The 12,849-nt window shown below is 47.8% G+C and carries 10 protein-coding genes; 1 reads left to right on the top strand and 9 read right to left on the bottom strand.

Going from position 1 to position 12,849, the window contains the following annotated elements; all coding sequences use genetic code 11:
* Nucleotides 1-181: 181 nt before the first annotated feature.
* The 9 genes from eno to tilS all read right to left on the bottom strand — a co-directional run bounded on the left by eno (nucleotide 182) and on the right by tilS (nucleotide 10,674).
* Nucleotides 182-1,468 (bottom strand): phosphopyruvate hydratase, encoded by a 1,287-nt coding sequence (gene eno / locus SDE_RS06535; RefSeq protein ID WP_011467727.1) that lies wholly within the window; start codon nucleotides 1,466-1,468, stop codon nucleotides 182-184.
* Nucleotides 1,469-1,507: 39 nt separating this feature from the next.
* On the bottom strand, nucleotides 1,508-2,359 hold the full coding sequence (gene kdsA / locus SDE_RS06530) for a 3-deoxy-8-phosphooctulonate synthase (RefSeq protein WP_011467726.1): 852 nt from the start codon (nucleotides 2,357-2,359) through the stop codon (nucleotides 1,508-1,510).
* Nucleotides 2,360-2,438: 79 nt separating this feature from the next.
* Nucleotides 2,439-4,070: a CTP synthase gene (locus tag SDE_RS06525; RefSeq protein WP_011467725.1), complete on the bottom strand. Its 1,632-nt coding sequence runs from the start codon at nucleotides 4,068-4,070 to the stop codon at nucleotides 2,439-2,441.
* A 258-nt stretch (nucleotides 4,071-4,328) separates the two neighbouring features.
* Nucleotides 4,329-4,766, bottom strand: coding sequence for a group I truncated hemoglobin (locus SDE_RS06520; RefSeq protein WP_011467724.1), 438 nt, complete (start codon nucleotides 4,764-4,766; stop codon nucleotides 4,329-4,331).
* Nucleotides 4,767-4,768: 2 nt separating this feature from the next.
* A complete protein-coding gene (locus tag SDE_RS06515) occupies nucleotides 4,769-5,644 on the bottom strand; it encodes a DUF3034 family protein (RefSeq protein WP_011467723.1) in 876 nt (291 codons plus the stop codon).
* A complete protein-coding gene (locus SDE_RS06510; protein ID WP_011467722.1) occupies nucleotides 5,637-7,970 on the bottom strand; it encodes a putative bifunctional diguanylate cyclase/phosphodiesterase in 2,334 nt (777 codons plus the stop codon). The genes SDE_RS06515 and SDE_RS06510 overlap by 8 nt, the downstream gene beginning before the upstream one ends.
* 23 nt (nucleotides 7,971-7,993) lie before the next feature.
* Complete coding sequence (locus SDE_RS23050) at nucleotides 7,994-8,692, bottom strand: methylamine utilization protein (RefSeq protein WP_011467721.1); 699 nt, start codon at nucleotides 8,690-8,692, stop codon at nucleotides 7,994-7,996.
* A 32-nt stretch (nucleotides 8,693-8,724) separates the two neighbouring features.
* Nucleotides 8,725-9,294 carry a DJ-1 family glyoxalase III gene (locus tag SDE_RS06500; RefSeq protein ID WP_011467720.1) on the bottom strand — a complete coding sequence of 190 codons (570 nt, stop codon included), beginning with the start codon at nucleotides 9,292-9,294 and terminating at the stop codon, nucleotides 8,725-8,727.
* Nucleotides 9,295-9,384: 90 nt separating this feature from the next.
* On the bottom strand, nucleotides 9,385-10,674 hold the full coding sequence (tilS, locus tag SDE_RS06495) for a tRNA lysidine(34) synthetase TilS (RefSeq protein WP_011467719.1): 1,290 nt from the start codon (nucleotides 10,672-10,674) through the stop codon (nucleotides 9,385-9,387).
* Between the two features lie 159 nt (nucleotides 10,675-10,833).
* On the opposite strand from tilS, the gene SDE_RS06490 reads away from it, so the two are divergent.
* Nucleotides 10,834-12,831, top strand: a complete 1,998-nt coding sequence (locus SDE_RS06490) for an alpha/beta hydrolase family protein (protein ID WP_011467718.1) — start codon at nucleotides 10,834-10,836, stop codon at nucleotides 12,829-12,831.
* Nucleotides 12,832-12,849: the final 18 nt, after the last annotated feature.

Raw genomic sequence — 12,849 nt, 5'->3', positions numbered from 1 at the left:
CAAACCTACCAAAAACTTACATAACAGCGCGATGCAAACAACCAGTTAGCCTGCGCCAACACACCTAAAACAAGCAGAAGCATAGCATTTTTAAGGCATGGTAAAACAAAAAAGCCGGCAATCAAGCGTTAACTTAAATTGCCGGCTTTTTATTACCTAGCCATAAATGGCATGGGCGCAATTATTTGAATTCAGCGCGGCCACGGTAAGGAGCTTTTTCACCCAATTCAGCTTCAATGCGCAACAAACGGTTGTATTTAGCAACACGGTCTGAACGAGACAAAGAACCTGTTTTAATTTGGCCCGCTGCAGTAGCCACGGCCAAATCAGCAATAGTGGTATCTTCGGTTTCGCCAGAACGGTGAGAAATAACTGCGGTGTAGCCAGCTTCTTGCGCCATTTTGATTGCGTCTAATGTTTCAGACAAAGAACCAATTTGGTTGAACTTGATAAGAATCGAGTTAGCAATGCTCTTATCAATGCCTTCTTTCAAAATTTTGGTGTTGGTAACGAACAAGTCATCACCCACTAACTGACAAGTGCTACCGATTTTCTCGGTAAGAACTTTCCAACCGTCCCAATCGCTCTCGTCCATACCGTCTTCGATAGACAAAATTGGGTACTTAGAAGCAAGTTCTGCAAGGTAATCGGCGAACTCTTCTGGAGAGAATTTTTTACCTTCGCCAGACATGTCGTATACGCCATCTTTGTAGAATTCAGATGATGCACAATCCAAGGCCAAGGTAATTTCTTCGCCCAACTTGTAACCAGCAGCTGCAACAGCTTCGGCAATGGCTTCAAGAGCGGCTTCGTTAGAAGGAAGGTTAGGAGCGAAACCACCTTCATCACCCACTGCAGTGTTTAAGCCGCGGCCAGCCAATACTTTTTTCAAGCTGTGGAATACTTCAGCACCCATGCGCAATGCTTCGGTGAAGTTTGGCGCAGATACAGGCTGAATCATGAATTCTTGAATATCAACGTTGTTATCGGCGTGCTCACCACCGTTGATGATGTTCATCATTGGCACAGGCATGGTGTATTTGCCTGGCGTGCCGTTAATGTCGGCAATGTGTGCGTACAAAGGAATACCTTTGTCTTGTGCAGCAGCTTTTGCAGCAGCCAAAGACACTGCCAAAATTGCGTTCGCACCCAAGTTAGCTTTGTTTTCGGTACCATCTGCTTTAAGCATAATGTCGTCCAACTCGCGCTGAGCGGCTACATCTTTGCCAACCAATAATGGCTTGATGGTTTCGTTGATGTTAGCAACGGCTTTTAATACGCCTTTGCCCAAGTAACGGCTTTTATCGCCATCGCGCAATTCCAACGCTTCACGCGAACCTGTAGATGCACCTGATGGAGCACAGGCAGTGCCTACAACACCAGATTCCAATACTACTTCCGCCATAACCGTTGGGTTACCACGTGAATCCATTACTTCAAAACCAATAACGTTAGCTATCTTGCTCATAACGATCTCTTTCCTACTTTACTTTAACTAAAAAGGGTTCTAGCGAATGTCTAAAGGGGGTAAGCCTTTAATTACATCATCCACTGTTTTCATTTGTGTTAAAAATGCTTCGAGTTGCTCTAGCGGCAACGCACTTGGGCCATCGCATTTGGCCTCTGCTGGGTTGGGGTGAGCCTCTAAAAACAAACCAGCTATGCCTACAGCTATACCTGCACGACCTAGCTCTGCGGTTTGATGGCGGCGCCCACCTGAAGCTGCACCTAAAGGATCGCGGCACTGTAACGAGTGAGTCACGTCAAAAATAACCGGCAAACCGCCGCTTACTTCTTTCATTGTGCGAAAGCCCAGCATATCTACAACAAGGTTGTCGTAGCCCATGCATGCGCCGCGCTCACATAAAATAACTTTCTCGTTACCGCTTTCCGCAAATTTTTCTACTATGTTTTTCATTTGACCAGGGCTTAAAAACTGTGGTTTTTTTACATTAATTACCGCATTTGTTGCCGCCATGGCTTTTACTAAATCTGTTTGACGCGCTAAGAATGCAGGCAGTTGTATAACATCTACCACTTCGGCAACCGGGGCAGCCTGATCACATTCGTGCACATCGGTAATAATAGGTACACCAAACTCATCTTTAACCGCTTGAAAAATTCGCAAGCCCTCTTCCATCCCTGGGCCGCGATAGCTGTTAATAGAAGAGCGGTTGGCCTTATCGAAAGACGCTTTAAATACGTAGGGAATACCCAACTTTTGGGTAACGTTTACGTAAGCCTCTGCGGTGCGCAATGCCAAGTCTTTCGACTCTAATACGTTCATACCGCCAAAGAGTGTAAACGGCTTATTGTTAGCAACGTCTATGTTGCCTACTTTAATAATTTTATCTTGCATAGTAGCGTCTTGTATTAGTAGCGTCTTGTATTAATAGCTTCTTAGTATCACCCCCACCCAGGTGGAGGTGTAGATACATTTATTTAGCGCGTTCGTTCTGCTCTACAGCAGCTTGAATATAGCTAGTAAACAGCGGGTGACCATCGCGCGGCGTAGAGGTGAACTCTGGGTGGAACTGACAAGCCACAAACCAAGGATGATCTGGCACTTCCACAACTTCTACCAATGTGTCGTCGGATGACCAGCCACCAATACGCAAACCACCTTGACGCAACTGGTCCAAGAACCGGTTGTTTACTTCAAAGCGGTGACGGTGACGCTCGATAATATTGGCTTTGCCGTAAATTTCACGAATTCGGCTGTTTTCTTCTAGGTGGCACTCCTGTGCCCCCAAGCGCATGGTACCGCCCAAATCAGAACTTTCATCGCGCGTTTCTACTTTACCTTCTTCGTTTATCCACTCGGTGATAAGACCAATAACAGGGAAAGGAGACTTGCGATCAAACTCAGTACTGTTGGCGCCATCGAGTTTTAATACGTTGCGCGCAAATTCGATAACCGCGGTTTGCATACCCAAACAAATGCCCAAGTATGGCACTTTGTTTTCACGCGCATAGCGCACGGCCATTAATTTGCCTTCTAAACCGCGCTCACCAAAACCGCCAGGCACTAATATCGCGTCGGCATCTTCTAGAATGCTTACGCCTTGAGTTTCTACATCTTCTGCATTGATGTAGTTAATCTTAACTTTGGTTAAGGTGTGTAAGCCTGCATGCAACAGCGCTTCGTTAAGCGACTTATAGGCATCGAGCAGATCCATATACTTGCCTACCATTGCAATGGTAACGGCATGCTCTGGGTTTTGCTCACGGCGTACAACTTCATCCCATTCTGCCAAATCTGTTTCTGCGGCTTCTAGGCCAAATTTATCTAATACGATTTGGTCTAGGTTATAGCTTTGTAACAAGCGAGGAATGAGGTAGATGCTTTTCGCATCTGGTAGCGGTACAACTGCGCGCTCTTCTACGTTGGTAAACAAAGAAATTTTACGGCGTGAATCTACGTCTATTTCTTTCTCTGAGCGGCACAATAAAATGTCTGGCTGTAAGCCTATAGAACGCAACTCTTTTACCGAGTGCTGGGTAGGCTTAGTTTTGGTTTCGCCTGCTGTAGCAATATAGGGCACAAGCGTAAGGTGCATAAGCAATGCGCGCTGGTTGCCTAGCTCCACTTTAAGCTGACGCACAGCTTCTAAGAACGGCTGGGATTCAATATCACCCACGGTGCCGCCAATCTCTACTAGCGCAATATCTACACCGTCGCCGCCAGCTAAGATGCGGCGCTTAATCTCATCGGTAATATGGGGAATAACCTGAACAGTTCCACCAAGGTAGTCACCGCGGCGCTCTTTGCGCAATACGGTTTCGTACACGCGCCCGGTGGTGAAGTTGTTGCGCTTGGTCATACGGGTGCGAATGAAGCGCTCATAGTGACCAAGATCCAAATCGGTTTCTGCGCCGTCATCGGTAACAAAAACTTCCCCGTGCTGGAAAGGGCTCATGGTGCCCGGGTCTACGTTGATATATGGATCAAGCTTGAGGATGGTCACTTTAAGGCCGCGGGCCTCAAGTACTGCAGCGAGTGACGCCGAGGCAATTCCTTTACCCAATGACGAAACAACACCACCCGTTACGAAAATAAAACGCGTCATGTAAACCCTTGTGATCTGTGACTAATTGATCTTGAACAGTGATCTGTTGAATTGTGCCCAGCCAATGCTCTGCCGAAATCCGGCTGGGCCGGAAGGTGGGGGACTCGAAAAGGAGAAAAATCGACCTTTGAATACCGCCCTTAAGATGGGGCGCCAGATTACCAGAAAAGCCTTTCTTTCTCAATTAAGGATTGGGTATATTTTAGGTTTGTTTAACCTCTATAGCTCCTCGCCCTGAGCAGCTATAGCCGCAGACAGCTACTGATAAACCACATCTTGGTAGCTTGGCGCCAATTTGGCCAGCAGCTTGTTTTGGGTTGCCGTAGGGATCTGCAGCGTTTCCATGGCTTGCATGAGGTTTTCAACAAGCGCGTTAAACTCTGTTGCAGTGTAATTGTAGCCAGAGTGAATAGTTTTGATGCTGTCACCACCATACACACAGCCACCATCGGTAATGCTACACAGGTAGGTATCTAACCCTGTTTTAAACTTGCCTATATTCACCCCGCGGAACCTAGGGGCTATGCGATTATCTGCGGCCATATTAATTAGCAATTGCCTAGTAAGCGCAGAAACTCCATCTTGCCCACCCAACTGCTTATAAAGAGTCTGGTTTTGCCCCTGCAAACTACTGCACCCCAGTAACAATAGGGTTGCAATCATTCCAATAGATACGGTTCTAATCGCGCTAAACATGATTACAAGCTCCCCTGGAAAGATAAATACCAGCCGGTTTGCTTGGGCAAGGTGGCAACCTCCCCAAGATCTACCGCACCGGCTACCACCGCGAGCCGCTTATTGGGAAACCAAGCTACGAACGCTGTTTGCCAGTCATCTTCTGCAGCAAAACTTAGGTTATCTGGCTTTTGCTTGTACTCTGCGCCAATCAAAAGGTGTTTATTTAAAAATATGCCGGCGGATAGCTCCACTTGCAGCTGGTGCTCGCTGTTTTTATCTCCACCAAAGCCTACCAGCCCAGTCTGATTAGCCTTAGTCGCCCGCAAAGTACCGTTAAGTAATAGGTTATACCCCTCCAGCCCGCCCAAATACACTTTAGAGGCACTGGCGTATATATCTAAGCCACTGTCTTCTTTGGCCCCTGCTGCCGATGGAATAAAAAAGTCCAAATTGGTCTTGTGCTGCAACCCTACGCTAATTTGAGGTATAGACGTATAAAGCACATCACCGGCAACTCTTACTTTTATACCCACTATACGCTGCGCTATTGTGGTGTCGTCCACCCCCAGCGCGCCAGACAAGGTTTCATGTTGTAGCGTCTGCTGAGCCAACGAAAACTCCACCCTGTTAGCATAACTCCAGCTTGCCCCCAGTACCGTAAGCGCGTAGTCGGACGTGGCAACTTTACTAGCAAACACGGCACCTCCATGCTCTTCGTTACTACCGTAGCCAGAAAGCACCGCCATGGGCACAATGCCACCACCAGCGGCACCTTCAATCGTACTAACGGCACCGGTTGCAATAACCCGGCTACCAGGGCGATCGGCTTGCGTATTGGCAGCCAAACAAGCTGCCACACAGAAAGTAAACACGGCACGCTGTATACTATTATTCATTCGCACTCCATGAGTGAACATTCGCAATATAATTTTTAACCCAAAGCGAAAACTCAGGTAATGGCGCGGGCTTACTATAAAAATACCCCTGCAAAGTATCGCACCCGTAAGACCGTAATATGGCACCACTAGCCTCGTTCTCCACACCCTCGGCAGTTACGCTTAACCCCAAACTGTGGCCCAACTCAATTGTAGATTGCACAATAAATTGGTCGTCTTTGTTTTGATCTAATTGCAATACAAACGACTTATCTATTTTTAATTCCGACACCGGCAGCTGCTTAAGCTGAGACAAAGACGAATAACCAGTACCATAATCATCTACCGACAGAGCGCACCCCAAACGATTAAAGCGGTGTAAATTTGCAAGGCTGTGTTCTGCATCGCGCATTAGAGCGCTTTCGGTAACCTCTAAGCACAGCTTAGCTGCAGCAATATTATGTTCTTGTAGAAGCGATGCGACATAATCTGGCAATTCGTCTTCTAATAAATCCAATGCAGATAAATTTACAGACACTTCAATATCAATGCCCTGCTCGCGCAGCTCAACCATATTGGTTAAGGCTCGGCTCAACACCCAGCGCGTTAATGCGCCAACTTGGCCAGCATTTTCTAAAAGTTGAATAAGGGTTTCTGGGTTAATAAAGCCAAGCTCTGGATGTATCCAGCGAATAAGCGCTTCTGCACACACTTTTGCTTTATCTTTTGCTCCCACCTTAGGTTGATAGTAAACAGCCAACTGCCCAGCTTCGAGCGCACTATTAAACTCGCCAAGTATGCGCAAGTTTTTCAAATGTGCTTCATCCCAGCCCTGCTGGTACTCGGCAATAAAAACATCCGTTTGCTGCGCATGCTTAAGCGCAAGGTTTGCTCTTCTTAATAACAGCTCGGGCGAATCCCCTGCTTGAGGGTAGATACAATAACCAATATTTAAATCGATACGCATGGGTGCGCCTTCGATTAAAAAGCTCTCATCGAAATTGCGCTGCAACTGTTCTTGCACACTCAGCATCTCACTCTCGGCACCAAGTGAAATTAACAGTAAAAACTCGTCACTACCCATGCGAATAACAACGCTTTGCGTTGGTAGTATTTGCTGAAAGCGCGTACCAACCTGACGCAACACTTCATCCCCTGCTGCCGAGCTAAACGTATCGTTAATTTGGGTAAATTTATTAACATCTACCGCCAGCACGGCCAGCGATGCATTACTAGCCTGGGCAACCGAAAGTAAACGCGACAACTGCGGCAAAACCTGAGAGCGGTTCTCCAACCCCGTTAAGCTATCGTGCTGCAATTGATACACAATTTTTTTCTCGCGCTCGGCGATAGCGTGCTGCATTGTATTGAAGGCGTCTGCCAATTCGCCAAATTCGTCATTAGAATGAACAACAACTCTGCGTCCATATAACCCATCAGCCATATCGCGCGCGGCATCTGCCAAAACCTGAATAGGTTTGGTTGCACTTCTAGCAACAAGCAAAGAGAGTAACGTAGCAAAAAACACAAACGAGATAGTAAGCCCAAACAGCTGTGTATCGAGCACCGAAAATGGCTGCATGGCACTACTTATAGGAATTTGTAACGATGCAACAATCTTGTGTGGTTCGGCGCTAAGCTGGACAGTATTGCCCAACATATGTTCTGTCTGCCAAATTGTGCCCGCCGTGTTAATAGCCATGTCGCGACTGGCCAATAAACTAACCTGCTCTTGCTCACTTAAAGTACCATTCAGATACAAAAGTGATTCCGGCAATACATGAACAAAAGATACTTCTAAATTAGTTAAGTGCTTTAAATATACGCTTAAGCTCTGATCAATTTCAAAACCAACCCCTGCGGTACCCACATATTCGGGAGCGAAAATTGGCGCCAGCATAAACTGGTAAAGCCGCCCTTCAACTAAAATGAGCGCATAGCCATTTTTATCGATCAGCGTAGAAAATAATTCACTGTCTGCATTTGGAATTAACGCACTACCGGCAATGACTTTTCCTTCGCCATCCAACACAACGGCAAGGTCCGCGTGGATACGTGCCATGTGGTTTTGCAATGCAGATTCAATTGTTGCAGGGTGGCCAATTGCAACGGCCTCACGCAAACCAAAATCTTCAACCATTACGCCAACAGCCAATGCGAGTAGACGGGCGCGGTTATTCATTAACTGACTAAATAAATCACCGCCCCGGCGCAAGTCTTCCCGCGCTTGCTCGGTAACAGCATCGCGAATGACTGTTCGTGCAGAGGTGTAAGAAACGGCTTCTAACACCACCACGATGCCGACAACAAATAACAACAATTTGAATCTATAGCTAAGGTTAAGCATAGCGTTGACTCTTAGCCAGCATATTACTTAAACAACGCATCGAGTTCGGAGATAGGCTTTGCCTTGCGCGGGTCGGGTGTTAACCCGCCCAAGTCGACGCTTAACCCATTTTTAAGTTGCGCCGCGGTCACGCTTTGCTGCCACACATTTTTGCTGCGCGGGTGCTCCACCTGCACAACCCATTCACTCGCATCGTCGGTTTTTATAGCTGCTAAGCCATCTTCACCGGTAACAGCAAAAAATGGCGTGTCTACAACAAATATGTACCCCAACATGGAATCGTGGATGTTACAACCGAGCACCACCTTGCCTGCTGTATCGAATTTTATGGGGTCGGCAGTTGTGCCGTGATATAGCCTTAGCTCAAACCGCTTTGCAGGAGAAAACGAATAAACATGATGGCGAACATCATCACTATTTGGAAAGGACACCAAGGTACCAGTTTGCACAGCAATGACATTGGGCGAGAATTGCAGGTTGCGCTGATCCATTGCTGCTGCAACAGGTGCAGGTGTTGGCTGCACCGCAGAGCTAGCTGCAGCTCTATCTGCAGAACGCACGCTAACCACTGCATCTTGTAATGGCGCAGTATTAGAGGTTACATGAACCTTTAAAACCGCCCCGTGAACGCCTGCAGCAACCAATACGCACAGCACAAGCGCAAGGCAGCGCCCCGCTCTGTACAGCGACGTAGAAAAAAGAGTTAAATTGTTTTTTACCATGCAGTAAGCATAGTAGGGAAAGGCGTAATTCGCTAAATAGGAATATCTACAACCATTGCCTCTGCCAGCGCGGCAGCTTCGATTGGCGAGTAAAGCCTCGCTACCAGCTTTAGGGCGAACTCAATTGCGGTGCCGGGCCCTTGGCTCGTAATAAGCCAGCCTGCATCTACCACGCGCGCGCTAGATACCGTGGTGTGATGCGCCAATTCTGCCTGAAAGCTGGGGTGACACGTTGCTTCGGCCCCCTCTAACAAACCGTTGCGACCCAACACTACTGCCGGAGCCGCACAAATAGCCGCAATAATATTTCCCGCCGCTTTTGTGTTCTTTATAAGTGTTACTACCTCTGCAGATAAGCCAAGGTATTCCGCCCCAGGCATACCACCGGGCAACACAAGGGCATCCCATTGGGTATCAAATAGATGCGGCCTTAGAATTGTATCGGCCACTATTTTCACCCCACGGGAGGCTGCAATAGTCGCCATTTGCGGCATTACCGACGCAACAGTTACTTTCGCCCCTACACGGCGCAATACATCCACCACCGTTACGGCTTCTATTTCTTCTGTACCATCAGCTACTAGAACAAGAACTTGTTTCATAGGTTTATTTGCACCGTAGGTTTTGATTTAGCTTAATTACTGTATGAGCTTGTTCATTTATGTAGGCCTAGTAGCTTGTGCTTTATAGCCTCATTCAAAATAGCCCCATTCAAAATGCCCTTCTACCCCCTTACCTGTTTCGGTTTCGCACAACCACAAGTCCCCCACGGCAATAAGGTTACCTTGATAGTAAATAAGCGGCACCTTAGCCCTAAGCCAGGGTTCCAGACCGTATTCCTGCAATAGTTTTTTGAGGGTTTGCGAATGCCCTCGCCCCACGGGCTTGCAGCGCTCCCCCCCTTGACGGTAAGCCACCTCAAAAACCGGCATGTTGTCGCTTGCAGCAGTAAACCGCAGCTCACTACCATCTGCGGCATGCAGTGGCTCAATAGGGTTCCAAGTATGTGGCGCGCAATCCGTTTCGATTGCAGTGCGCGGCAAACAGTACAGCCGTTGCTGAAAACGACACAAGCTGTAATCACCAATATTCAATAGCGGTGCTGCATCGTCTTTTGCAGCGATTATTTTATGCAGCTCAACCATGCGCGCAGTGTCTGGTAATTTGTAACCTAAGCTTGCAAGCCAGCTGCGTAAAATATGGCTGGTACGCTCTGTCGAGAACGCCCGCATCGGGTTTAACGCAATACTGCAGCCTAGTCGCTCTTGCCTGCTTTCGCAGAGTGCTAGATCAGCGGCGGCATATTCTTGCAATAAATCTTCTGCTGCCTGTAAGTGTTGCACAGTAGTTTCTACGTTTTTTTCAACTTGCGGCCAACGCGCCTTAAGTTGCGGTACAAAGGTTTGACGCAATAGGTTTCTGTCGTAATGCGTATCTAAGTTACTCTCGTCTTCTATCCAAGTTAACCCCTGTTGCAGGGCATATTCGTGCAATGATTGCCGACTAATATTTAGCAGTGGCCGTACAAGTATTGCCTGACTGAGCGAGCGTGTGCGCCGCATTGCCCCCAAGCCGCGCAAACCAGCCCCGCGCATTAAACGCAAAAAAAACGTTTCTATTTGATCGTCGCGGTGATGCCCCGTAAGCAATACATCGCTGGGTGCGAGTAAATTCTCTATCGCGTTATAGCGCGCTACACGCGCCGCCTCTTCTATACCGCGACCTTCAGCCGATACAATCACTTTAACCGCCGTGAAAGCAATTTCGCGCTGCGATGCAAACACACTGCACTGGCGCTGCCAATTATCTGCATTAATAGATAAGCCATGATTAACATGTACCGCATGGCATTTAACCCCCAAAACAGATAGGGCATGCAGCAGCACGGTAGAATCGAGTCCACCACTGAACGCCACCCACACGCACGCTTGCGGCGAAAGCGCAGTTATTTGGGCAGAAATTTCGCGTTCTATTTCGTTCATAGATAAACTAGGGTGTTTAAGTAAATATTTGGGACAACAGCGTAAGCATACCTTACCGCAAAAAGCCTTGAGTAAACCCCAACGCCTTTTAATAAATAGTCATTTATCAACAAATACGACAGAAAAAGGCACATATTCTAACAGGATGCACAAAACGATATGGCAAATAAAATAACCAAGCCGTTTGGCTGCTGGAACTCGCCTATTAGCGCAGAAATAGTAGCGGGTAAAAACCCTAAAATATCCGAGCCGTCAATTCAGCGTGGCCCCACAGGGGAATACCATTATTTTTGGCTGCAATCGTGCCCAGAAGAAAAGGGCCGCACCACCATCATGATGATGCAGGGCGACAGCCCAATTAACCTGTTACCACGGCCATTAAGTGCTGCCAGCAAGGTACATGAATACGGTGGCGGCAGCTACTGTGTTGCGGGTAATACGGTTTATTTTGTATTGGCGGACGACCAACGCATTTATTGCATTGACTGGACTCAACCCAGCAGCGAACCTCACGCACTAACAGAGGCCACCGATGCCAATAAACGCTACGCAGATTTAACCTACTGCGAACACAGCCAATTATTATTTGCCGTTTGCGAAGAGCATACCCCCACAAGCCCGCACGCCGAACCACACAATTATTTGCTGGCAATTAACCCCGCCACCAAAACAACACGCATACTCCACCGAGGGGAAGATTTTTATAGCAACCCCCGCCCGTCGCCCTGCGGCACAAAACTGTGCTGGATAAGCTGGAACCACTCAGCCATGCCGTGGAACAACACACAACTTTGGTTAGCTGATATAGAAGATAACGGCACGCTTGCTAACGCGCACATTATTAAAGGCGCAAATAAAGACCAAAGCTTATTTCAGCCAATGTGGCACCCAACAGGCGAACTCTTTTGCGTAAGCGACAAAAGCAATTGGTGGAACATATACCGCTGCCCTAGCAGCGCGCTTGGCCAAAACACAAGCGATGACGACTGGCTTGCGGTCACCAACCTAGAAGCCGAGTTCGCCACCCCGCAGTGGGTATTTGGTATGAAAACCTACGGCTTATTAGACGATAACACACTATTTAGCTGCTACAGCGCTAACGGCAAGTGGTACACCGCAACTGTTGAAAACTGCTTAAGCTCATCCCCTAGTGTGCAGCCCGTAGACCCCATAAACGAACAACTTAGCGAATGTGAAGGCGTAGTATGCGCCGCAAATCAAGCGGTATTTATTGGCGCCAATGCCGCCAGCTTACCCAGCATATACCGTTGGGATAATACACAAACCACCTTTACAACAATTCACGCAAACGCATTACCCGTGCACAGCGAAAATATATCGCACCCACAGCCCTTTAGTTTTGCGGTGTCAAGCGAGATGCAAACCTCACAAATCGGCCACGGCTTTTACTATGCCCCAACTAACCAAACCTATTGCGGCCCAACTGACGCCACAAGCGACGAGCGCCCGCCTGTAATAGTGTTGTGCCACGGCGGCCCTACCGGCGCCACATCCACTAGCTTTAACCCTAAAATTCAATACTGGACATCGCGCGGCTTTGCCGTAATGGATATAAATTACCGCGGCAGCACTGGTTACGGCAGAGAATACCGCGAAAGCTTGCATAAAAATTGGGGGGTATACGATGTAGATGATATGTGCGCAGCAACCCAATACGCCATAGATAAAGGCTGGGCCGCCCCCAGCAAGGCAATAATAAAAGGTAGCAGCGCAGGCGGCTACACGGTGCTAGCGGCGCTAACCTTTAAGAATATTTTTAATGCGGGGGTTAGCTTATACGGCATTGGCGACTTAGAAACCCTTGCCTGCGACACTCATAAATTTGAAGCGCGCTACCTCGATACGTTAATAGGCCCCTACCCCGAACAAAAACAGCTTTATATCGACCGCTCGCCCATTCACTACGCAGAAAAAATCACCTGCCCCGTTTTAGTCTTTCAAGGCATGCAAGATAAAGTAGTGCCTCCCAACCAAGCGCAAAACATGGTAGAAAAAGTACGCGCCAACGGCGTAAAAGTCACCTATAAAACCTTTGAAAATGAGGGGCATGGTTTTAGGGATGGCAACAACATTCGTACAATGCTAGAAACTGAGCTAGCTTTTTACCAAACCACTTTTAACCTAAATGGCAATTAAACGCGACAACCACGTAAA

The sequence above is a fragment of the Saccharophagus degradans 2-40 genome (genome assembly GCF_000013665.1).
Classification (GTDB): domain Bacteria; phylum Pseudomonadota; class Gammaproteobacteria; order Pseudomonadales; family Cellvibrionaceae; genus Saccharophagus; species Saccharophagus degradans.
The sequence above is the reverse complement of the archived record's forward strand: the minus strand, read 5'-3'. Positions and strand labels throughout refer to the sequence as shown.

What these genes read in the sequence shown, in the direction of transcription:
- SDE_RS06490 (WP_011467718.1), top strand. Translation starts at nt 10,834, where the DNA reads ATGGCAAATAAAATAACCAAGCCGTTTGGCTGCTGGAACTCGCCTATT.
- kdsA (WP_011467726.1), bottom strand. Translation starts at nt 2,359, where the DNA reads ATGCAAGATAAAATTATTAAAGTAGGCAACATAGACGTTGCTAACAAT.
- SDE_RS06500 (WP_011467720.1), bottom strand. Translation starts at nt 9,294, where the DNA reads ATGAAACAAGTTCTTGTTCTAGTAGCTGATGGTACAGAAGAAATAGAA.
- SDE_RS23050 (WP_011467721.1), bottom strand. Translation starts at nt 8,692, where the DNA reads ATGGTAAAAAACAATTTAACTCTTTTTTCTACGTCGCTGTACAGAGCG.
- SDE_RS06520 (WP_011467724.1), bottom strand. Translation starts at nt 4,766, where the DNA reads ATGTTTAGCGCGATTAGAACCGTATCTATTGGAATGATTGCAACCCTA.
- tilS (WP_011467719.1), bottom strand. Translation starts at nt 10,674, where the DNA reads ATGAACGAAATAGAACGCGAAATTTCTGCCCAAATAACTGCGCTTTCG.
- eno (WP_011467727.1), bottom strand. Translation starts at nt 1,468, where the DNA reads ATGAGCAAGATAGCTAACGTTATTGGTTTTGAAGTAATGGATTCACGT.
- SDE_RS06525 (WP_011467725.1), bottom strand. Translation starts at nt 4,070, where the DNA reads ATGACGCGTTTTATTTTCGTAACGGGTGGTGTTGTTTCGTCATTGGGT.
- SDE_RS06515 (WP_011467723.1), bottom strand. Translation starts at nt 5,644, where the DNA reads ATGAATAATAGTATACAGCGTGCCGTGTTTACTTTCTGTGTGGCAGCT.
- SDE_RS06510 (WP_011467722.1), bottom strand. Translation starts at nt 7,970, where the DNA reads ATGCTTAACCTTAGCTATAGATTCAAATTGTTGTTATTTGTTGTCGGC.